Annotated in this window: 20 protein-coding genes; 13 read left to right on the top strand and 7 right to left on the bottom strand. The window is 31.7% G+C overall.

The features are described from left to right. The first annotated feature begins 99 nt into the window (after positions 1-99). From ACIQZ1_RS06215 to bioB, 5 genes are all read left to right on the top strand, one after another. Positions 100-2,205 (top strand): peptidylprolyl isomerase, encoded by a 2,106-nt coding sequence (locus tag ACIQZ1_RS06215; protein WP_396160041.1) that lies wholly within the window; start codon positions 100-102, stop codon positions 2,203-2,205. Between the two features lie 157 nt (positions 2,206-2,362). Then, on the top strand, positions 2,363-2,929 hold the full coding sequence (pth, locus tag ACIQZ1_RS06210; RefSeq protein ID WP_396160049.1) for an aminoacyl-tRNA hydrolase: 567 nt from the start codon (positions 2,363-2,365) through the stop codon (positions 2,927-2,929). Between the two features lie 84 nt (positions 2,930-3,013). Beyond that, the gene (locus ACIQZ1_RS06205) at positions 3,014-5,095 is read left to right on the top strand and encodes a M43 family zinc metalloprotease (protein ID WP_396160039.1); all 2,082 of its coding nucleotides are present in this window, start codon (positions 3,014-3,016) and stop codon (positions 5,093-5,095) included. 75 nt (positions 5,096-5,170) lie between these two features. Continuing rightward, positions 5,171-6,124: a bifunctional riboflavin kinase/FAD synthetase gene (locus ACIQZ1_RS06200; RefSeq protein WP_396160037.1), complete on the top strand. Its 954-nt coding sequence runs from the start codon at positions 5,171-5,173 to the stop codon at positions 6,122-6,124. 111 nt (positions 6,125-6,235) lie between these two features. Next, positions 6,236-7,318 (top strand): biotin synthase BioB, encoded by a 1,083-nt coding sequence (gene bioB, locus ACIQZ1_RS06195; protein WP_396160035.1) that lies wholly within the window; start codon positions 6,236-6,238, stop codon positions 7,316-7,318. A 137-nt stretch (positions 7,319-7,455) separates the two neighbouring features. On the opposite strand, the gene ACIQZ1_RS06190 is transcribed toward bioB, so the two are convergent. The 4 genes from ACIQZ1_RS06190 to ACIQZ1_RS06175 all read right to left on the bottom strand — a co-directional run bounded on the left by ACIQZ1_RS06190 (position 7,456) and on the right by ACIQZ1_RS06175 (position 11,209). Beyond that, positions 7,456-8,457 carry a glycosyltransferase family protein gene (locus ACIQZ1_RS06190; protein ID WP_396160033.1) on the bottom strand — a complete coding sequence of 334 codons (1,002 nt, stop codon included), beginning with the start codon at positions 8,455-8,457 and terminating at the stop codon, positions 7,456-7,458. Positions 8,458-8,463: 6 nt separating this feature from the next. Continuing rightward, entirely contained in the window at positions 8,464-9,291 is an 828-nt protein-coding gene (locus ACIQZ1_RS06185) for a UDP-2,3-diacylglucosamine diphosphatase (protein ID WP_396160031.1), read from the bottom strand. Positions 9,292-9,418: 127 nt separating this feature from the next. Continuing rightward, a complete protein-coding gene (locus ACIQZ1_RS06180) occupies positions 9,419-10,669 on the bottom strand; it encodes an aspartate kinase (RefSeq protein ID WP_396160029.1) in 1,251 nt (416 codons plus the stop codon). Between the two features lie 51 nt (positions 10,670-10,720). Then, positions 10,721-11,209, bottom strand: a complete 489-nt coding sequence (locus ACIQZ1_RS06175) for a GNAT family N-acetyltransferase (RefSeq protein ID WP_396160027.1) — start codon at positions 11,207-11,209, stop codon at positions 10,721-10,723. A 202-nt stretch (positions 11,210-11,411) separates the two neighbouring features. On the opposite strand from ACIQZ1_RS06175, the gene fbp reads away from it, so the two are divergent. The 4 genes from fbp (at position 11,412) to ACIQZ1_RS06155 (ending at position 15,145) form a co-directional block, all read left to right on the top strand. Continuing rightward, positions 11,412-12,419, top strand: a complete 1,008-nt coding sequence (gene fbp / locus ACIQZ1_RS06170; protein ID WP_396160025.1) for a class 1 fructose-bisphosphatase — start codon at positions 11,412-11,414, stop codon at positions 12,417-12,419. Between the two features lie 79 nt (positions 12,420-12,498). Continuing rightward, a complete protein-coding gene (locus ACIQZ1_RS06165; protein ID WP_396160023.1) occupies positions 12,499-13,089 on the top strand; it encodes a HupE/UreJ family protein in 591 nt (196 codons plus the stop codon). Positions 13,090-13,131: 42 nt separating this feature from the next. Then, positions 13,132-13,563: a deoxycytidylate deaminase gene (locus ACIQZ1_RS06160; RefSeq protein WP_396160021.1), complete on the top strand. Its 432-nt coding sequence runs from the start codon at positions 13,132-13,134 to the stop codon at positions 13,561-13,563. Beyond that, positions 13,556-15,145 carry a S41 family peptidase gene (locus ACIQZ1_RS06155; RefSeq protein WP_396160019.1) on the top strand — a complete coding sequence of 530 codons (1,590 nt, stop codon included), beginning with the start codon at positions 13,556-13,558 and terminating at the stop codon, positions 15,143-15,145. The genes ACIQZ1_RS06160 and ACIQZ1_RS06155 overlap by 8 nt, the downstream gene beginning before the upstream one ends. A gap of 1 nt (position 15,146) precedes the next feature. Here ACIQZ1_RS06155 and ACIQZ1_RS06150 read toward each other — a convergent pair whose 3' ends face one another. Genes ACIQZ1_RS06150 through ACIQZ1_RS06140 form a run of 3 tightly spaced genes read right to left on the bottom strand, consistent with a single transcriptional unit; the run spans position 15,147 to position 16,575 of the window. Beyond that, positions 15,147-15,755 carry an FAD-dependent oxidoreductase gene (locus ACIQZ1_RS06150; protein WP_396160017.1) on the bottom strand — a complete coding sequence of 203 codons (609 nt, stop codon included), beginning with the start codon at positions 15,753-15,755 and terminating at the stop codon, positions 15,147-15,149. A 1-nt stretch (position 15,756) separates the two neighbouring features. Then, complete coding sequence (locus ACIQZ1_RS06145) at positions 15,757-15,951, bottom strand: hypothetical protein (RefSeq protein WP_291241761.1); 195 nt, start codon at positions 15,949-15,951, stop codon at positions 15,757-15,759. Between the two features lie 51 nt (positions 15,952-16,002). Further along, complete coding sequence (locus ACIQZ1_RS06140; protein WP_396160015.1) at positions 16,003-16,575, bottom strand: MarC family protein; 573 nt, start codon at positions 16,573-16,575, stop codon at positions 16,003-16,005. Positions 16,576-16,677: 102 nt separating this feature from the next. Here ACIQZ1_RS06140 and ACIQZ1_RS06135 point away from each other — a divergent pair, with 102 nt between their 5' ends. The 4 genes from ACIQZ1_RS06135 (at position 16,678) to ACIQZ1_RS06120 (ending at position 21,388) form a co-directional block, all read left to right on the top strand. After that, positions 16,678-17,244 (top strand): DUF3109 family protein, encoded by a 567-nt coding sequence (locus ACIQZ1_RS06135; protein WP_396160013.1) that lies wholly within the window; start codon positions 16,678-16,680, stop codon positions 17,242-17,244. Between the two features lie 267 nt (positions 17,245-17,511). Then, a complete protein-coding gene (locus tag ACIQZ1_RS06130) occupies positions 17,512-18,489 on the top strand; it encodes a ribonucleotide-diphosphate reductase subunit beta (RefSeq protein WP_396160011.1) in 978 nt (325 codons plus the stop codon). A gap of 165 nt (positions 18,490-18,654) precedes the next feature. After that, positions 18,655-21,084, top strand: coding sequence for a ribonucleoside-diphosphate reductase subunit alpha (locus ACIQZ1_RS06125; protein WP_396160009.1), 2,430 nt, complete (start codon positions 18,655-18,657; stop codon positions 21,082-21,084). Positions 21,085-21,166: 82 nt separating this feature from the next. After that, positions 21,167-21,388, top strand: coding sequence for a hypothetical protein (locus tag ACIQZ1_RS06120; protein WP_291241755.1), 222 nt, complete (start codon positions 21,167-21,169; stop codon positions 21,386-21,388). The last annotated feature ends 70 nt before the right edge of the window (positions 21,389-21,458 follow it).

The raw sequence follows: 21,458 nt of genomic DNA, 5'->3' as shown, positions 1-21,458 counted from the left end.
AAAACAACAAAAAAAACTTATAAAAAATCGATAATACTTTTTTATTATTAAATAGATAATTGTATTTTCGCCCTCTGAATAAAAAAAATCAATATAAAAATGGCAATTTTATCAAAAATTAGACAAAGAAAAGGATTACTACTATTTTTTATCGCAAGTGCTTTATTAATTTTCATAATACAGCTTTCTTTAGAAAAAGGATTTCTAAGTTCAAATGTGGATTCTATCGGTTCTGTAAATGGAACAAAATTTGAGTACCAAGAATTTATGAATAAGGTGGCTAACGCTCAAAAATCGCAACAAGGAGCTAGTAATACGCAAGCTTTAAATTCAGTTTGGGAACAAGAAGTTAGAAAAGTATTATTAACTGATCAATATGATAAAATTGGATTATTGTTAGGAAAAGAGCAATTAATGGCCGTTATTAAAAATGATCCACAATTGTCTCAATCACCACAGTTTTTAAACGCTGCAGGTAAATTTGACGATAAAAAATTTGCTGAATACATCAACTCTTTACAAAGTGCTCCAGACCAAACCCAATGGAATAGCTGGAAAGCATATGAAGTTCAAATTGAAGATTTTGCTAAAGAGCAAATATATAATACGTTGATTAAATCAAGTGTGTATACTACAAAGGCAGAAGGAAAATTAAAATACGAAAGAGACAATAATAAAGTTGATTTTGATTATGTTGCTTTAGCATTTTCTACAGTTAGTGATGACCAAGTTAAGGTAACTGACGAAGAAATTATGGCATATATGAAGAAAAATCCTAAAAAATTCAAGTCAGATAATACAAGATCTTTAGAATATGTATTAGTTGAAAATAAGCCATCTGCAGCTGATGAAGCCGTAATGAAATCTAAAATGGATGGGTTTGTGAATGGTAAAATTGAATTAAAAAACGGTATAAACGATACGATTGCTTCATTTCGAACAGCAACAAACGTAGCCGCTTATGTAAACAAATATTCAGAAGTTAAATTTGACTCTACGTATTTAGCCAAAAAGGATATTAATCCGCAGTTTGCAGAACAATTATATGCATTAGCACCAGGACAAGTTTTTGGACCTTATACAGACAATGGATATTCAAAATTGTCAAGAGTAGCAGGAAGAAAAGCTGGCGCAACGGCTAAAGTTAGTCATATTTTGGTTGCCTATAAAGGCGCTATGCAAGCAGCTCCAACAGTTAAATTAACTAAAGAAGAAGCTAAAGCTAAAGCAGAAGGTCTATTGGCGCAAGTTAATGCAAACCCATCAAGTATGGCAATGTTAGCTATGTTAAATTCTGATGACCAAGGTTCAAAACAAAACGGTGGAGTGTATGATAATGTAGCACCAAAACAAATGGTTAAACCTTTTGACGATTTCTTATTTGGTAATCCAGTTGGGAAAACAGGAGTAGTAGAAACAGATTTTGGTTTCCACGTGATGAAAGTGGATGGTAAGAATGATGCGGTTTTATTAGCTACTGTAGCTTTAAAAATACAACCATCAGAACAAACAGAGGACGTTAACTATAATAAAGCATTAAAACTAGAATCTGATGCTACAGCAAGTGGTCTTGATAAAGCAGCGAAAACAGCAGGTTTAAAGATTGCTCCAGTTACTAGCGTGAAAGCTTATGATGAAAATGTTGCCAATTTAGGTTTACAAAGACAAATTGTTATATGGGCATTTAACGAAGATACAAATATAAATGATGTAAAACGTTTTGATATTGCGAATCAGGGATTTGCAATTGTAAAATTAAAATCTAAAAATGACGAAGGGCTTTTACCTTTAGAATTAGCAAAACAACAAGTTGAGCCATTAATTAAAAATGAGAAAAAAGCTGTAATTCTTAAAAAGAAAATGACTGGTACAACTTTAGAAGCAATTTCTAAAGCAACTGGTTCTTCTATATCCCCTGCAGTCGGTGCAACTATGGCATCTCCAGTTATTCCTAATTTAGGATACGAACCAAAAGTTGTAGGTGCTGCAATAGGATTAGCTTCAGGTAAAACATCTAAAGTGATTGAAGGAAATTCAGGTTTATTTATGGTAAGAACTAAAACATTTACTAAAGCACCAATTGTAAAAGATTTCAAAACACAAATTGATCAGTTAAACCAACAAACAAAAGGTTCTGCTCCATACAGAATTGTTCAAGGATTAAAAGATAAAGCCAAAATTGAAGACAATAGAGGTAAATTCTAAAAATATAAATTGAAAAATAAAAAAAGGGCTGATTTATTCAGCCCTTTTTTTATTTTTGTAAAAAGTTAATATGTCATTTATACAATCTTTATATAAAATTTTAGGTGTAAAAACTAAAATTCAAACAATTGAAAAGACGGCAGCTAATTCTCCAAAAATGAAAAAATTTTTAATAGTTGGTTTAGGCAATATAGGTTCGGAATATGTAAATACTAGACATAATATTGGATTTAAGGTATTGGATTATTTTGCCAATCAAGAAAGTATTTCTTTTCAAACCCAAAAATTAGGCGATGTAGCTGAGTTTAAAATTAAAGGTCGAAACGCCATTTTACTAAAACCAAATACGTTTATGAATTTAAGCGGAAAAGCGGTTAAATATTGGATGGAAAAAGAAAAAATTGAGAAAGATAATTTATTAATTATTACAGATGATTTAAATTTATCCTTTGGAAGTATTCGAATTAAAACAAAAGGCTCTGACGGAGGACATAATGGTCTAAAAAACATACAACTTTTATTAAATTCCTCAGAATACCCACGCTTTCGATTTGGAATTAGTGATGCTTTCAAAAAAGGCAAACAAGTAGATTACGTTTTAGGCGAATGGTCTACCGAAGAAAAAGAAGCTTTGAAAGAAAGATTAAGCATTTCTTCTGAAATAATAAAATCGTTTGTTTTAGCCGGATTAAATACTACAATGAATGCATATAATGGCAAATAAATAATCTCATTTATTTGCTTAATATTATAAAATAATTATTATTTTGTTATATTTGTTTCTCATCTAACCAAATTCTTAAATAAAATGAAAAAAATTACTTTAGTCCTTTCGTTTTTAATTTGTTTCAGCACGATTGCTTTTGCTCAAATTGATAAGAAAGAAAAAACTGTTTTCGGTAAAAAAATTAATCCTGAATTTATTTCTCCTTCTGGGCACATAAGATGTGCATCTACGGAATATGATCAGTATTTAAGAGAGCAAAATCCAAAAACAGAGTCCATTGCCCTTTTTGAAAAATGGATGGATAAAAAAATTAAAGAACAAAAATCTTTACAAGAAGTTGCATCTCAAAGTGGAGGCATAATTTATATTCCTGTAGTAGTTCATGTAATTCATAATGGAGACGCATATGGAATTAATGAGAATATAACTGATGAACAAGTTCAATCTCAAATTACTGTCATGAATCAAGATTACAGAAAATTGACAGGAACTCCTGGTTATAATACAAATGCAGTTGGAGCTGACACTCAGGTAGAATTTGTTTTGGCAAAAGTAGATCCAAATGGAAATCCAACAAACGGAATAAATAGAGTGAATTTATGTCAAGCATCATGGTCTACTGCCGCAATTAATTCTACTGTTAAGCCTACTACTATTTGGGATCCTATGCAATATATGAATATGTGGTCTATTAATTTTACAGATACCTCTTTACTTGGTTATGCACAATTTCCAGAATCTAGTTTAGGCGGAATGGCTACAACAGCTCAAAATCCCAATACAGATGGAGTTGTAGCTAATTATACTACTTTTGGTAGTTCAGATTTAGCCTCGGGAAGTTTTGCACCGCCTTATGATAAAGGAAGAACGATGACACATGAAGTGGGACATTTTTTAGGGTTAAGACATATTTGGGGAGACAATTCAACATGTCCTGCTACAAATACTGCTAATGATAAAGATTTTGTTGCAGACACACCTGCAGCTAATGCTGCAAATTTTGGCTGTCCTACTGGTACTAATACCTGCACAGGAAATCCTGGTAATGATATGATTGAAAATTATATGGATTATACTGATGATACATGTATGAGTGTTTTTACAACGGGTCAAAAAGCAAGAATCGTTACAGTTTTAAATGGTTCTCCTAGAAGATCAACTCTAAAATCATCAGTTAAAGATGTTGCGATTCCTTTATTTGCAAATGATGCCGAAGTAAAAATTGAAAATTTATGTACTTCTTCTTCTGCAACTTGTACGAATACAAATCCAACTTCTCCAGCAAAAACTATATTATTATATAATAGAGGGACTTCAAATTTAACCTCTGCTACTTTATCCTATAATTTCAACGGGAGTACTAATTATACGCAAAATTGGACAGGAAGTTTAGCACCAAATAAATATGCTCAAATAACTTTAGCTAATTCTACATCTAATGGACTTCTTACAGTTACAGTAACAACTGCTAATGGTGTTGCAGATCAAAGAGCATCAAATAATGTGGCTACAAAAACTTTTGGCTCTGTTTTGTCATATGCAAATGCAACTACATTTACCTTTACACTTATTGGTGATTCTTACGGTAGTGAAACTACATGGTCTTTAAAAAATCAAGCAGGGACAACATTGTATAGTGGAGGACCTTATACAGATATCACAACTGGCACACAAACCTTAGTAGATGCAGAAGTTTGGACGTTACCTGCAAATGGTTGCTATTATTTGACAGTAAACGATTCATATGGTGATGGTTTGTATGATGGTGTAAGTCAAGGCGTTTATACTGTTACCGCAGGTTCAACAACAGTTGTAGATGTGCAAGATTTCGTTGTTGCAGGTAACCCAGCAAATACCCTTGTATCAAGAGTAAGTTATTTTACAAATAATGCTGCATTAGAATCTGAGACTTTTGATATTTTTGAATCAGTTTCTTTATACCCAAATCCAGCAAAAGATAGAATTACAATTTCTATTCCTCAAGGTTTGGCAGTAACAGGTAATTTTGATGTATATAATGCAATTGGTCAAAAAGTTACCACAAAAAAAGTAACTACAGAAAGCGATTTGACAATTAATACAAATAATTATCAAGCAGGAATTTATTTTATTAATTTAACTATCGGAGAATTCTCTAAAACATTACGTTTTATAAAAGAGTAATTTTTTAATATTTTTCTATAAAAAGGATTGGTTTTTGCCAATCCTTTTTATTTTTGCATAAATATATAATTGACTTTGAAAATATATCAATCTCTTAACGAGTTTATTCCAACTAAAAAAACAATAGTAACCCTTGGAACATTTGACGGAGTTCATTTGGGGCACAACGTTATTTTGGATAAAATTTGTAACATAGCCAAGCAAGAAAACCTAGAAAGTGTGTTGCTTACATTTTTTCCTCATCCGAGATTAATCGTTTCTAATGATACGGAAATAAAGATGTTAAATACATTGTCTGAGAAAGCTATTTTGCTAGAAGAAAAAGGCATTCAAAACTTTATAATTCATCCATTTGATAAGTTCTTTTCTGAATTATTTCCGAGAGAATTTGTGGAACAGGTATTAATTAAACAACTCAATATTCAGAAAATCATTATCGGATATGATCATAAGTTTGGAAAAAACAGAGCGGCAGATTTTAATGATTTAATCGCTTTTGGTAAAGAGTTTGGTTTTGAAGTAGAAGAAATTTCAGCAAAACAAGTCGATGAAGTTTCCGTAAGCTCAACAAAAATTAGAAATTCGCTTTTAGAAGGCAATATTTCATTAGCGAACGCTTATCTTGGATATTCGTATATGTTGTCTGGAATCGTTGTAAAAGGCAATCAATTAGGAAGAACAATTGGTTTTCCAACAGCAAATATTGAGATTTTAGAAAATTATAAACTAATTCCTAAAAACGGAGTTTACATTGTTACAGCAATTGTAAATAAAAAAACGATTTTTGGGATGATGAATATAGGCGTAAAACCAACTTTAGGAGATAATATTCCGTCAATTGAAGTACATTTATTAGATTTTTCAGAAGATATTTATGGTCAAAAAATTCAAGTAAATGTTATTGAGCGACTTAGAGACGAACAAAAATTCGATTCTTTCGAATCGCTTAAATCGCAATTGGAAATTGATAAAATAAACACCATTCAATATTTTGAAAATTCGCCCACGTTAAAAAATTATTTTACTTAATTTACTGTTTTTAAAATCCACTTCTTGTTCATCAAAATTTATAAAAACTTAGTGCATAAATTTTTTCTTCAAATGTAAATTACTACTTTTGAAGCATTAATTTATGAATTTATGAGTGTTACCAAACATAACTGGACGAAAGAAGAAATAATTGCTATTTACAATAAACCATTAATGGATTTGTTGTTTGATGCCGCTTCAATTCACAGAGAACATCACGATCCTAATACGGTTCAAGTTTCTACATTATTATCAATTAAAACAGGTGGATGTCCTGAAGATTGCGGGTATTGTCCGCAAGCGGCAAGATATCATACCGATATTGAAGGAAATGATTTGATGTCGGTTTCACAAGTAAAAGCACAAGCGTTACGTGCAAAATCTTCCGGTTCTTCACGTGTTTGTATGGGTGCCGCTTGGCGTAATGTTAAAGATGGTCCGGAATTTGATCAGGTTTTAGAAATGGTTCGTACGATTAATAAATTGGATATGGAAGTGTGTTGTACCTTAGGTATGATAACTGAAAATCAAGCACATCGTTTGGCAGAAGCAGGTTTGTATGCATATAATCACAATTTAGATTCCTCAGAAGAATATTATAAAGAAGTAATTTCAACTCGTGGTTTTGAGGACAGACTTGAAACTATTGAAAACGTTAGGAAAACCAATGTTACGGTATGTAGCGGTGGAATTATAGGAATGGGTGAAAGTATTGAAGACAGAGCCGGTATGTTAGTAGCACTTTCTACCTTGAATCCGCAACCAGAATCGGTGCCAATTAATGCATTAGTTGCCGTTGAAGGTACACCACTAGAAGATGAAAAACCGGTTGAAATATGGGAAATGATTCGTATGGTTGCTACAACAAGAATTGTAATGCCTGAAACACAAGTGAGATTATCCGCAGGAAGAACCAATATGAGTAGAGAAGGACAAGCGATGTGTTTCTTCGCTGGTGCAAATTCTATTTTCGCAGGTGATAAATTGCTTACTACACCAAATCCTGATGTAAATGAAGATATGAAAATGTTTGAAATGCTTGGATTAAATCCGCAAAAACCTTTCATTAAAAAAATGCAACCTGAAACAGTAGAAGCACAAGATTCTAAATTTGAAGCTTTAGGCGAGAAACCAAAATGGACACGACCAGAACATAAAATTGAAAGAAATTTAGAAGCTTCTGGAAAAAAGTAAGCGTTAAATTTTATATAAATATAAAATCCCATATCTTTTTAGGTATGGGATTTTTTTATTTATAAAAAGGAAAAGAGCGACTATTTACCAACCAAATAAAATGAGAAAAAACTACTTTCTGTCACCCTTTGTCCAATTTATACAAATATTAACTCGTTATTAGATTGTGTGTTTTCTAAAATAACGTCTTCAATTATGTCTTCAATATTGCTTGTATAATTTACAGGAATAATTCTATTAGATAAAACCCATATTTCTATTAAATTGAAATCCAAGTTTTTAGCTGTTAATACACCCATTTTTTTTAATGCGAAGGCATTACATTCTTGTTCAATTTGTTTTTTTATAGGAATTACAAATAATTTCTTTTTCAAGAATAACGTTTCGGCAGGTAATTCAAATCCAGCATTACATAAAACGCCGGCACTATTTGCTATTGATTTTAAAAATTCATTTTCATCAATTGGAAATATCGTACAATTATTTGCCGTGTACGATGCAGTTGCTTCTTTCGAAAATACAATCCAATTGGCAGATGTTTTTTTCAATTCTTTAATAATTTTTATATCTGAAAAAGACGGCAAATACACCACATAATGCCCGGCATTTGAGGTTTTTAAGTCGCTTATTTTTTTTCTTATAACCGGTTTAAAAATTTGTTCGTTGTATTCTTCAAAGTGAAATCCATATTTTTTAACAACTGGAGCGTAATTTTTAAAAATTTTCCAACTCAACCATTTTATTTTTTTTGGTTTTGGCGTTTCATTAAAAAACAAAGATGATTGATGTGATAATGCTACAATATTTCCGCCTTTAAATTTGCAAGCCCAAGCTGAAATAGGTTCGTAATCGTTAATAATTAAATCGTATTGATGTACGTTTAACTTTAAGACTTTATATATAAATTGAGCGTAATTGTTTTTAAATAACGTTTTCAAAAAAGAAACATTTCCGTTGCTTCCATAAAATAAAGAAATGCCTTTAAAATCTAAAGCTACAGGAATGCCCAATTGAATTTGCGATTGACTTCCACTTGTTAAAACAGTAACGTCGCCATATTTTTCTAATATCGGAATAATTTCTTGAGCTCTTGCTAAATGACCATTTCCGGTTTTTTGTACGGCATATAATATTTTCATATTCTTTTAGTTAAATGAAACTACTTCTTTAATTAATTCGTCAATATTTTTCAAATCCACATCTTGGTGTTCAGAATCTAATTCTTCTTTAAAATCGTATTTGTTGTAAGTGTATATGCTCCAATTTTTGTTGTGATATTCTAAAGCGGTTAAGTTTTCAATCCAATCGCCACTATTTAAATACACACAATTCCCGTTTTTGCTTTTTACTTCTCGTATTTGGGGTTGATGAATATGGCCACAAATTACATAGTCAAATTCATTTTCTATGGCTAATTCTGTAGCAGCGTTTTCAAAATCTCCAATAAATTTAATGGCATTTTTAACGTTGTTTTTGATTTTTTTCGAAAACGAATATTTTTCCTTGCCTAATTTTGTTAAAAACCAATTGGTTAAAAGGTTTAATCGAATTAAAAAATCGTAACCAATACCACCTAATTTGGCAATCCATTTTGAATGTTGTACAGAAGCATCAAAAACATCACCGTGAAAAAACCAAGCTTTTTTCCCATCAAGGGTCATTATTTTTTTGTTCGTCAATTCAATATTTCCAAAAGAAGTATCGGCAAATCGACGTAAAAATTCATCGTGATTTCCTAAAATATAAACTACTTCAGTCCCTTTTGAGGCCAAATCAATAATTTTTTTAATCACTTTTAAATGGTATTTTGGAAAATAACTTTTGCTAAATTGCCAGATGTCTATAAAATCTCCATTGATGATTAATGTTTTTGGAGAAACAGATTTTAAATAAGTAAAAAGTTCTTTTGCTTGACAGCCATAAGTTCCTAGATGGGTATCCGAAATAACTACAACATCAACATCTCTTGCCATAATACGATTCAGTATTGTTTTGGCAAAGTAACAGTTTGTTTGTTAAGTAAATACTATTAGAAAATTAAGAAATTAATGTAAATGAAACTACCTAATTAAATTAACGTTAATTAGGTAGTTTGAATATTTACTGCGTTACAATTTGCAAGGTTTCGCGGCTTATTTGTTTGACTAAAACGGTTTTGTCTTTTTCAATTACTTCTGCAGAAATGGCATCAAAATGACGAATGGTATATAAAGAAACATTCTCATTATAGGAAACTTTGAATTTTTTTGATAAAATGGTTTTCAAATCTTTAAATTTATCAAAGTTATCTTCAATACAAACTGAAAAACTAATAGCTGTGTTTTGAATTAAACTCACTTTAATTTTATGTTTATGAAATAAAGCGAAAATTTCACTAATATTTTCTTCCATAATAAATGAAAAATCAATAGAAGAAAGCGATACTAAAATTTGATTTTTCTTTACAATAAAACAAGATGTTTTAGGTTCTAAATCTACGCCAGTACCCACTTTTGTTCCAGGTAATGTAGGGTTTAGAAATGATTTTACATATAATGGAATTTCTTTTTTCTGTAAAGGTTGTAAGGTTTTTGGATGAATCACGCTGGCGCCATAAAAAGCCAATTCTATCGCTTCTCTGTACGAAATTTGATTTAATAATACAGCATTTTCAAAATACCTTGGATCGGCATTTAAAACCCCCGGAACGTCTTTCCAAATAGTTACACTTTCAGCTCCTAAGCAGTATGCAAAAATAGCAGCGGTATAATCCGATCCTTCACGACCTAAAGTGGTGGTAAAGTTATTTTCATCTGCACCAATAAATCCTTGGGTAATAAATAACGATTTTTTTCTGTTTATTTTAGATATCAATTTTTGAGTGTATTCCCAATTTACATTAGCATCTCGATAATTCGCGTCGGTTTTAATATAATTACGTACATCTAACCACTGATTTTGAATTCCTGCAGCATTTAGATAATGACTTACAATAGTGGTGGAAACCATTTCTCCAATACTTATTATCTGATCATATACAAAAGGATAATTTGGAGATTTATTGCTTCTAACAAAATATTCTAAATCATCAAAATGCGTATTTACATCAAAAAATACTTCATGTTCCTCATCGTCAAATAAATCTAATAAAATTTGATTGTGATATTTTCTTATGTCTTGTAATGAAGCATATAATTCGTTGGATTTTTCAAAGTAATTTTTTATTACTACTTCAAGCGCATTTGTAGTCTTTCCCATAGCGGAAATCACTAACATTACATCTTCGTATCCAACGGTTTGTAATACATTTAATACGTTTTTTATCCCTGCAGCATCTTTTACAGAAGCGCCCCCAAATTTAAATATTTTCATAACTTATCAATTACAATAGTAAAATTTCAAATCCCAAATGGGTATTGAATTTTAATTAGTTGTTTTTTCTATATTATTTATAAATGTGTTTATTCCTATTTCATCCATGTGTACCACGCGCCAATCATTTAAAACCGAAGCGCCACTTTTTTTGTAAAATTCTATAGCGGGTGTGTTCCAATCTAACACGTTCCATTCTATTCGTCTTACGTTATCTTTTTTGGCTTGTTTTATAACTTCGGCGTATAATGCAAATCCAGCGCCAGTTCCTCTGTTGGTTTCTTTGACAATTAAATCTTCTAAATGAATGGTTTTTCCCTTCCAAGTTGAAAATCGATAATAATACAAAGCTACACCAATAATTTTATTTTGTACTTCTGCTACAAAAGTATAAAATAAAGTATTTTCAGAAAAGCCATCTCGTATTAAATCTTCTACAGTAACAACGACCGCGTTCGGTTCTTTTTCAAAAATAGCTAATTCTTTAATTAAAGCCAAAACTTCTGGCATATCTTCTGGTATTCCTTTTCTTATAATCATTTTTTCTTGAAGCTATTTCCTGCTTTCCACTATATTCCCGATGAAAAATCGGGAGATGCCGTTGCAATCAGGGCTATTTTACATCCGTTTTCAATACATTCTTCTGCAAAAATACATATACACAAACAACTTTCTAAATTAATTTCGCATTATCACAAAAATAACGATATTTGCACAACAATTCTACTCAATCGATTTCGTAATGGAACAAAGCAACAAAACCTTAGGTGAATACATCATCGAAAATCAAAATGCATTTCAATATTCGTCTGGCGAATTATCCCGAATTATCAACTCCATCCGTTTAGCAGCAAAAGTAGTTAACTACAAAGTAAACAAAGCAGGTTTAGTGGATATTGTAGGTGCTGTAGGAGATCAAAACATTCAAGGTGAAGACCAACAAAAACTCGATGTTTATGCCAATGAAGTTTTTATTCAAACATTAATAAACCGAGAAATTGTTTGCGGAATTGCGTCTGAAGAAAATGACGATTTTATAACCGTAGCTGGTTCAGATAAAAGTCATAATAACAAATATGTAGTATTAATGGATCCGCTTGACGGCTCTTCAAATATTGATGTGAACGTGTCTGTTGGAACAATTTTTTCAGTTTACAGAAGAATTACACCAGTTGGCACGCCTGTAACTTTAGAAGATTTTTTACAACCAGGAATCAATCAAGTAGCGGCTGGGTATGTTATTTATGGTACATCAACTATGTTAGTATATACCACAGGACACGGCGTTAACGGATTTACCTTAAACCCAGCTATCGGAACATTTTATTTGTCACACCCGAATATGAAATTTCCAGAAAATGGAAGTATTTATTCTATAAACGAAGGAAATTACGTGCATTTTCCTCAAGGGGTTAAAAATTACATAAAATATTGCCAATTAGAAGAAAACGACCGACCATATACTTCAAGATATATAGGAAGTTTAGTATCTGATTTTCATAGAAATATGATAAAAGGCGGCATTTATATTTATCCAACAAGTTCTAAAGCGCCTAAAGGTAAATTACGTTTGTTATACGAATGCAATCCAATGGCATTTATTGCCGAACAAGCAGGAGGAAAGTCTTCTGACGGCTTTGGAAGAACTATGGAAATTATCCCAACCGAATTGCATCAACGCGTGCCGTTTTTCTGCGGGGTAAAAAGTATGGTGGAAAAAGCCGAGGAATTTATGGAACAAGCAAAATAAAATTACAAAGCGGCAGAATTGTCGCTTTTTTATTTCCTAAAAATTCTGTAAGTTTGAAAAACCTTTTAAATGAAATGGTATGCAAGAATTTTTAATATATTTCAATTTGGGATTAAAGCACGTGTTAGATATCACGGCTTATGACCATGTCGTTTTTCTAATTGCTTTACTAATTCCGTACACGTTTAAAGATTGGAAACGCGTGTTTTTATTAGTAAGTTTGTTTACTTTAGGGCATACTTTTGCATTAATTTTATCTGTTTTTGGGATCGTTTCTATATCGGTATCAGTAGTGGAATTTCTTATTCCTATTACAATATTAATCACTGCTTTATATCATTTATTTACTGCAGGTAAATCGGCAAAAAAAGATACTATAACTTTTGTAGCTATAGTAACGGTTTGCTTTGGATTAATTCACGGACTTGGATTCTCAAATTATTTTAATACAATAATGGTGGGTTCAGGAATGTCTAAGTTAGTTCCTTTATTAGAATTTGCTTTAGGAATAGAGGTCGCTCAATTAATAGTGGTTCTTGCCGTATTGCTTCTTGCGTATGTTCTTCAAACTTTTTTTCGTTTTTCAAAAAGAGATTGGGCTTTGGTATTGTCAGGATGTATAATTGGTGTAGTTTTGCCAATGATATTACAAAGCGAAATTTTTAAATAAAAGATACCTATTTCCTTTTACCCTAAACCCTTCACCTAAACAATGAAAGAAAAGAAAAAATTAAAATACGATTTAGCCTATTTACGCATCGCATCAGAATGGGGGAAGTTATCTTATTGCAAACGCAAACAAGTTGGAGCGATTATTGTTAGAGATAAAATGATAATTTCTGACGGCTACAATGGCACACCAAGCGGCTTTGAAAATTGTTGCGAAGATGAAGAGAATTTAACCAAATGGTATGTGCTTCACGCAGAGGCAAATGCTATATTAAAAGTAGCACGGTCTACACAATCTTGTGAAGGCGCTACTTTGTATATAACCCTTTCACCTTGTAAAGAATGTAGCAAATTAATTCATCAATCCGGTATAAAACGAGTGGTGTATTTAGATGAATACAAAGACACTTCTGGTGTAGATTTTTTAAGAAAAGCAGGTGTAGAAGCGGAACATTTACAAGGAATTGATGAGTAAAAAACAAAGTAAATACTATATTTTTATTCCTATAATTATTGCTTTATCTTTTGTAGGCGGTTTGCTTTTGGGTAGCAAATTAAATGTCTTAAATCAAGTAAATATTAATGCTAAAACAAAAGGAAAATTAAAATTAAATCAGCTAATTGATTTTATTGATAAAGAATATGTAGATGAAATAAATACCGATTCAATTGTAGATTTAACGGTTTCTGGAATTTTAGAAAATCTTGATCCACATTCTATTTACATTCCAAAAGAACAATTGGCCGCTGTAAATGAAAGTATGGAAGGTAATTTTGTTGGCATTGGCGTAAATTTTTATATGTATAAAGATACGTTAACGGTGATTAAACCCATTCCAAACGGACCCTCTGCAAAAGCGGGAATACAATCAGGGGATAGAATTTTATTTGCCAATAACAAGCAACTTTTCAAAAAAAAATACCAATCAGAAAATTTATTTCCAATTTTAAAGGGTGAAATTGATACGCCGGTTAATTTGGTAGTGTATAGAAAATCTGAAAACAGAAAATTTAAAGTTACAGTTGTTAGAAATTTAATTCCAGTTAAAAGTATAGATGTCGCCACAAAAATTAACGATAAAACAGGTTATATTAAAGTAAATCGTTTTGCCGAAACGACATATAGTGAATTTCATAACGCCTTAGTTTCTTTAAAAAAGCAAGGAAGTAAAGAGGTAGTTATTGATTTAAGAGGAAATGGTGGCGGTTACTTAGAAATGGCAGTGGCTATGGCTGATGAATTCTTAAAAGACAAGCAAGTAATTGTTAAAACCAAAAATAAAAAAGGGAATATTGAAACATCTTTCGCTACTTCAAAAGGTATTTTTGAAACAGGGCGTTTGTATGTATTAATTGATGAAAATAGTGCTTCGGCAAGTGAAATTTTTACTGGTGCCATTCAAGATAACGACAGAGGAACAATAATTGGACGTCGTTCTTTCGGAAAAGGATTGGTGCAACGCGAAATGAAAATGAATGATGGGTCTGCCGTGCGTTTAACAATTGCTAGATACTATACACCATCTGGAAGAAGTATTCAAAAACCTTATGAAGATAAAGGCGAAAAGTATTTTAACGAATTCGAAAAACGATTTTTTAGTGGTGAATTATACGAAGCAGATTGCATTAAAGTAGCAGATAGTTTAAAATTTAAAACCAAAAAAGGTAGAATTGTATACGGCGGCGGCGGAATTATCCCTGATGTATTTGTACCGATTGAAAAAAATCACAACAAAGAAGGTTTAGAATTACTTCTACAATCGGAAATAATGAGCTATTATGCCTTTGAAAAATTAGATGAAAATCGTTCATTTTTCAGTAAAATGAATGCGGTACAATTAAAAAACGAATTGTTTAAAAAGAACAAGTATTTTACCCAGTTTAAAGAATACATTACTTCAAATGGCTTGCTTTTTAATATTTCAAATCAAAAGGAACAAGTCTTAACGTTCCTATATGCTGAATTTTCTAAACAGTTATTTAACGACACTTCTTATTATCAAATTGTACTTCCAAAAGACAAAATGATTACTAAAGTTTTAGAAAAGCAGAAATAATTTATTTTTTCACAACATCATGAACCTGAACAGGATTTCCATCATTCCATAAAGTTAATACATCGGTAGCTGCACTTGCGCCACTTCCAGCTGCAATTACAAGTTGACTTCTGTGTCCAGCTAAAGTTCCGATAGCATAAATACCTTCTGTTACCAAATGATCATTATTTTCTAACTGAATTCTGTTTTTCTCTGGAGCCGATTTTTTGTGTGGAATAATGTAGTTTTCTAAACCTTCAATCGTAAACGGATTTCCAGCGCCAATACCAATCATAATTAGTTTTGAATGATAGGTGTTTTTGTTTGTAGTAATTGAGAAGTTTCCAAATTCACCAGAAATTCTTACAACTTTTTCGCCTTCAATTTGTAAAATTTGTGGGTATAAATTTTGTAAATGTTCCAAACTACTATTTAATAAATTACGACCTAAAGTTCCAGGTGCAATTCCGTAAGCATTATTAAATAAGGCGTTTTGTAAAGAAGAGGCTTTCTGATGTGCAATAATGCCAATTTTTTTATCCACCATAAAAGATTTCTCTTTAGCTGAACCAAAAATTATTGCCGCTGAAACTCCAGAAACTCCGCCGCCAATTATTAAAACGTCAAACATATTATTTTGTTTGTTCTACTACTTTTTTTGCAACTCTAAAAAGTGTTACTATAAGGATAGCGCAAAATGAAGCAATAATTCCAATTATAGCAATTGTACTTTCTCCTTCAAATGGTTTTTCAAAATCAATTTTTGTAGCATTAAAAATAATTGTGATTACGGATAATGCGATAATAATGTAACTAAATATTTTCATTTTTCATTTTTTTAGTTGCTTGAGGATCTCTATGGCAACGATTTATTTAAATTATACAAACAATCCTTTTACGTTTGCGGCAAATAACTTTATGGAAATGGCTAACAAAATTACTCCAAAAACTTTTCTAATAATTCCTAAACCATTTACACCTATTAATTTTTCAATTTTTCCTGATGATTTTAATACACCATACACTAAAACAACGTTAATTAATATGGCAATAATGATATTAATTTTATCATAGGCAGCACGCAATGATAATAAAGTTGTCATAGTTCCAGCGCCAGCAATTATAGGAAAGGCAATAGGCACAATGGAAGCGGTAGTTGGATTGTCTTCTTTATATAATCGTACGCCTAAAATCATTTCTAAAGCCAAGAAAAACAATACAAACGAACCTGCAACAGCAAACGAGTTGGCGTCAATACCAATTAATTTTAAAATTTCTTCTCCTACAAATAAAAAAGCAATCATAATGATAGCTGAAACTATCGTTGCTTTTTCTGATTGTATATGTCCAATTTTACTACGTAAATCTACAATAATAGGAATGCTCCCTAAAATATCAATTACAGCAAATAATATCATCGATATGGTAAAAACTTCTTTCCAGTCAATCATAAAATATTTTTTGCAAAGATACGGATTAAGTTCAATTGGCGTGTTTTCAAATTGAAATTTGCGGTATTTAATTCCTATCTTTGCGCTTTAAATAAAATAAGTATGTTTCAACTTCAAAAAACCATAGTTTCTGAAGAAATTTTAGAAAAAGATTTTGTTTGTAATTTATCTGCTTGTAAAGGTGCTTGTTGTGTAGATGGTGATGCGGGTGCTCCCTTAACACAAGAAGAGACTCAAATTTTAGCTGATATTTATCCGAGAGTGAAACCATTTTTACGAAAAGAAGGTATTGCCGCTATTGAAGCACAAGGCACGCATGTTATCGGCACGGATGGCGAATTAGAAACTACATTAATTGATGGGAAAGATTGTGCGTATGTAATTTTTGATAATAAAACAGCACTTTGTGGCATAGAACAAGCCTATAATCAAGGAGAAGTAACTTGGAAAAAACCAGTTTCGTGTCATTTATATCCTGTACGAGTAAAAGAATATTCCGATTTTTCAGCGGTTAATTATCATAAATGGCATATTTGTTCAGATGCCTGCGCTTTAGGGGCAGAATTGCAAGTCCCGGTATATAAATTTGTAAAAGAAGCCTTGGTTAGAAAATTTGGAATTGAATGGTATGAAGAATTAGAAAAAGTAGCCGAAGATTTAAAAAAATAGATCTAAAAAACACACCTTAAAAATCGTGTTAGTAGTTGTGTTTTCAGCTGATTAACCCGATTTTTTTATTTTGTTTAACTTTGTTTAACTAATTGATAATCAAATATTTATAAAAAATATTTTTAATTTTGTAATTAAGTATGATTGTTAAAAACTTAGTCAAATTGTGAATAAGTTTGACTTTTTTTATTCAATTGATTTATTGAAATTTGTAGAGTTAAAAATATAGAGATACAATCTCGTTTAAATAATAAAAATCAATTACTTATGTCAATCGTTGAGCCAATTTTACAAGAAAACAAAAACAGATTTGTAATTTTTCCTATCAAACACCACGATATTTGGGAATGGTATAAAAAAATGGAAGCCAGTTTTTGGACTGCTGAAGAAATTGATTTGTCTCAAGATTTAAATGATTGGAATAATAAATTGTCTGCGGATGAAAAATACTTCATCAAACATATTTTAGCCTTTTTTGCGGCATCAGACGGAATTGTAAATGAAAATTTAGCAGAAAATTTTGTAAATGAAGTACAATATGCGGAAGCAAAATTTTTCTATGGTTTTCAAATTATGATGGAAAATATTCATTCAGAAACCTATTCGCTTTTAATTGACACTTACGTAAAAGATGAAGCTGAAAAAAGTGAATTATTTAACGCTTTAGATGTGTTCCCAGCAATTAAGAAAAAAGCAGATTGGGCATTGAAGTGGATTGAATCAGATTCTTTTGCAGAACGTTTGATAGCGTTTGCAGCTGTAGAAGGAATTTTCTTCTCGGGAGCATTTTGTTCTATTTACTGGTTGAAAAAACGTGGATTAATGCCAGGTTTAACCTTTTCTAATGAATTAATTTCTCGTGACGAGGGCGTGCATTGCGATTTTGCAGTACACTTACACAACCACCATTTAGTTAATAAAGTTCCAAAAGACCGTATCCGCACTATTATTGTGGATGCGTTAAATATCGAAAGAGAATTTATTACAGAATCGTTACCTGTTTCATTAATTGGAATGAATGCTGGATTAATGACGCAATACTTAGAATTTGTAGCCGATAGATTATTAGTAGAATTAGGATGTGATAGAGAGTATAACACCTCAAATCCATTTGATTTTATGGATATGATTTCGTTACAAGGGAAAACAAATTTCTTTGAGAAAAAAGTGGCCGAATACCAAAAAGCAGGTGTGATGAATACCGATAACGAGGCACAAAAAATTACTTTTGACGCTGATTTTTAAAAGAAAAACTTACAATACAGATTTCCCCAAATCCTGCTATTCACTTTTCCTAAACGTAAGTCGCTTTTTCTTAATAAGCGGCAAGCCTTACTTACTGGCCAAAAAATAAGTAATACAAATAACCCGAATCAGTAAAGGGATTTGCTGTTTCAAAAAACAATAACTATGTACGTAATTAAAAGAGATGGCCATAAAGAGCCAGTAAGTTTTGACAAAATCACAGACAGAATTAAAAAACTGTGTTATGGTTTAAATGATTTAGTAGATGCTGTAAAAGTAGCTATGCGAGTTATTGAAGGACTGTACGACGGGGTAACTACTTCAGAATTAGATAACTTAGCAGCTGAAACGGCCGCCTCTATGACTATTGCCCACCCTGATTACGCACAATTGGCAGCTCGTATTGCCATTTCTAATTTACATAAAAACACCAACAAATCTTTTTCTGAAACGATGAGTGAAATGTATCATTATGTAAATCCTAGAACCAATCAATCAGCACCTCTTCTATCAGAAGAAGTACATAAAGTTATTCAAGAAAATGCAGAATATTTAAATTCTCATATCATATATAACAGAGATTTTAATTACGATTATTTCGGATTTAAAACTTTGGAGCGTTCGTATTTATTAAAAATTAACGGAAAAATTGTAGAGCGTCCTCAGCACATGTTAATGCGTGTTTCTGTAGGAATTCACTTAAACGATTTGCCAGCAGTGTTGGAAACGTACGACTTAATGTCGAAAAAATTCTTCACTCATGCTACACCAACATTATTTAATGCAGGTACGCCAAAACCACAAATGTCATCTTGTTTCCTTTTAGCAATGCAAGACGATAGTATCGATGGAATTTACGATACGTTAAAACAAACCGCAAAAATTTCACAATCCGCTGGAGGAATTGGATTGTCAATTCATAACGTACGTGCCACAGGGTCATACATTCGTGGAACTAACGGAACGTCTAACGGAATTGTTCCTATGTTACGTGTGTTTAATGATACGGCGCGTTACGTAGATCAAGGTGGTGGAAAACGTAAAGGAAGTTTTGCTATTTACATTGAAACCTGGCACGCTGATATTTTCGATTTCTTAGATTTAAAAAAGAATACTGGTAAAGAAGAAATGCGTGCACGTGATTTATTCTTCGCAATGTGGACTTCAGATTTATTCATGAAACGTGTTCAAGAAGATGGGTTATGGACGTTAATGTGTCCAAATGAATGCCCAGGCTTGTATGATGTTCATGGTGAAGAATTTGAAGCACTTTATACTTCGTATGAAGCAGCAGGAAAAGGAAGAAAAACCATCAAAGCACATGAATTATGGGAAAAAATTCTAGAATCGCAAATTGAAACTGGAACGCCATATATGTTGTACAAAGATGCAGCAAACAGAAAATCAAATCAGAAAAATTTAGGTACCATTCGTTCTTCGAATTTATGTACCGAAATTATGGAGTATACATCAAAAGATGAAATTGCTGTTTGTAATTTAGCATCACTTTCACTACCTATGTTTGTTGAAAACGGAGCATTTAATCACGATTTATTTTACACCGTTACCAAACGTGTAACAAAAAACTTAAATAAAGTAATTGACAGAAATTATTATCCAGTAATTGAAGGAGAAAATTCTAACAAACGTCACCGTCCAATTGGATTAGGTGTGCAAGGTTTAGCAGATGCTTTCATCATGTTAAGAATGCCTTTTACAAGTGATGAAGCCAAAAAATTAAATCAAGAAATTTTTGAAACCATGTATTTTGCAGCAGTAACTGCTTCCATGGAAATGGCAAAAGAAGAAGGACCGTATTCTAGTTTTGAAGGTTCTCCAATTTCACAAGGTGAATTCCAATATAATTTATGGGGAATTCAAGATTCGGATTTATCTGGTCGTTGGGATTGGGCTAGTTTAAGAAAAGAAGTAATGGAATTTGGAGTACGTAACTCATTGTTAGTAGCACCAATGCCAACGGCTTCTACTTCTCAAATTTTAGGAAATAACGAAGCATTTGAACCGTATACTTCTAATATTTATACCCGTCGTGTATTGTCAGGTGAATTTATTGTAGTAAACAAACATTTACTGGAAGATTTAGTAAAATTAGGCTTGTGGACAGAAGATTTGAAACAAGAATTAATGCGTGAAAACGGATCGGTTCAGAATTTAAATATTCCTCAAGATTTAAAAGAATTATACAAAACGGTTTGGGAAATGTCTATGAAAGATATTATTGATATGTCGCGTCACCGTGGGTATTTCGTAGATCAATCGCAGTCGTTAAACTTATTTATGCAAAATGCAAATTATGCAAAATTAACATCTATGCACTTTTATGCTTGGCAATCAGGTTTAAAAACAGGGATGTATTATTTACGAACAAAAGCGGCAGTAGATGCAATTAAATTTACATTAAATAACGACAAAAAAGCAGAACCGATACAAAACATTCAACCAAAAGAACAGTTGGAAGTAGTTCAAGCGGTGGAGCCAGTTTCTACAAATGCAATGTCTGCGGAAGAATACCGCGCCATGATAGAATTAGCAAAAAATGCAGGTCCAGATGATTGCGAAATGTGTGGTTCTTAATTAGAATAACTAAATTATATTATATAAAACAGGCATTATTTTTAATGCCTGTTTTTTTATACCTTTGAAAAAAAATAATATTATGGCAAAAGAAAAAGGAGTATATACAGGATTAATTGAACAAGACGCCGACGGAAATTTTTTCTGTGGTCCCTATATGTTAGATTATAAATTAGTGGTTTCAAAGTTTAAAATTGGCGATGAGGTAAATTTGAAAACCGTTATTGAAAATCCTAGCGATAAAAGTTACGATAAGTATCCAAAAAAATCAAGTTTGTTTTTCTTATCTAATTTAAAAGAGTAAATTAAAATCCTTCAAAACGAAGGATTTTTTTATTTCTAAATTCCTATCTTCGTATTTCTAAAACCGATCA

The sequence above is a fragment of the Flavobacterium sp. genome (assembly GCF_044341185.1).
Taxonomy (GTDB): domain Bacteria; phylum Bacteroidota; class Bacteroidia; order Flavobacteriales; family Flavobacteriaceae; genus Flavobacterium.
This window is presented reverse-complemented; position numbering and strand designations above follow the sequence as displayed.

What these genes read in the sequence shown, in the direction of transcription:
- ACIQZ1_RS06215 (WP_396160041.1), top strand. Translation starts at nt 100, where the DNA reads ATGGCAATTTTATCAAAAATTAGACAAAGAAAAGGATTACTACTATTT.
- pth (WP_396160049.1), top strand. Translation starts at nt 2,363, where the DNA reads ATGAAAAAATTTTTAATAGTTGGTTTAGGCAATATAGGTTCGGAATAT.
- ACIQZ1_RS06205 (WP_396160039.1), top strand. Translation starts at nt 3,014, where the DNA reads ATGAAAAAAATTACTTTAGTCCTTTCGTTTTTAATTTGTTTCAGCACG.
- bioB (WP_396160035.1), top strand. Translation starts at nt 6,236, where the DNA reads ATGAGTGTTACCAAACATAACTGGACGAAAGAAGAAATAATTGCTATT.
- ACIQZ1_RS06190 (WP_396160033.1), bottom strand. Translation starts at nt 8,457, where the DNA reads ATGAAAATATTATATGCCGTACAAAAAACCGGAAATGGTCATTTAGCA.
- ACIQZ1_RS06185 (WP_396160031.1), bottom strand. Translation starts at nt 9,291, where the DNA reads ATGGCAAGAGATGTTGATGTTGTAGTTATTTCGGATACCCATCTAGGA.
- ACIQZ1_RS06180 (WP_396160029.1), bottom strand. Translation starts at nt 10,669, where the DNA reads ATGAAAATATTTAAATTTGGGGGCGCTTCTGTAAAAGATGCTGCAGGG.
- ACIQZ1_RS06175 (WP_396160027.1), bottom strand. Translation starts at nt 11,209, where the DNA reads ATGATTATAAGAAAAGGAATACCAGAAGATATGCCAGAAGTTTTGGCT.
- fbp (WP_396160025.1), top strand. Translation starts at nt 11,412, where the DNA reads ATGGAACAAAGCAACAAAACCTTAGGTGAATACATCATCGAAAATCAA.
- ACIQZ1_RS06165 (WP_396160023.1), top strand. Translation starts at nt 12,499, where the DNA reads ATGCAAGAATTTTTAATATATTTCAATTTGGGATTAAAGCACGTGTTA.
- ACIQZ1_RS06160 (WP_396160021.1), top strand. Translation starts at nt 13,132, where the DNA reads ATGAAAGAAAAGAAAAAATTAAAATACGATTTAGCCTATTTACGCATC.
- ACIQZ1_RS06155 (WP_396160019.1), top strand. Translation starts at nt 13,556, where the DNA reads ATGAGTAAAAAACAAAGTAAATACTATATTTTTATTCCTATAATTATT.
- ACIQZ1_RS06150 (WP_396160017.1), bottom strand. Translation starts at nt 15,755, where the DNA reads ATGTTTGACGTTTTAATAATTGGCGGCGGAGTTTCTGGAGTTTCAGCG.
- ACIQZ1_RS06145 (WP_291241761.1), bottom strand. Translation starts at nt 15,951, where the DNA reads ATGAAAATATTTAGTTACATTATTATCGCATTATCCGTAATCACAATT.
- ACIQZ1_RS06140 (WP_396160015.1), bottom strand. Translation starts at nt 16,575, where the DNA reads ATGATTGACTGGAAAGAAGTTTTTACCATATCGATGATATTATTTGCT.
- ACIQZ1_RS06135 (WP_396160013.1), top strand. Translation starts at nt 16,678, where the DNA reads ATGTTTCAACTTCAAAAAACCATAGTTTCTGAAGAAATTTTAGAAAAA.
- ACIQZ1_RS06130 (WP_396160011.1), top strand. Translation starts at nt 17,512, where the DNA reads ATGTCAATCGTTGAGCCAATTTTACAAGAAAACAAAAACAGATTTGTA.
- ACIQZ1_RS06125 (WP_396160009.1), top strand. Translation starts at nt 18,655, where the DNA reads ATGTACGTAATTAAAAGAGATGGCCATAAAGAGCCAGTAAGTTTTGAC.
- ACIQZ1_RS06120 (WP_291241755.1), top strand. Translation starts at nt 21,167, where the DNA reads ATGGCAAAAGAAAAAGGAGTATATACAGGATTAATTGAACAAGACGCC.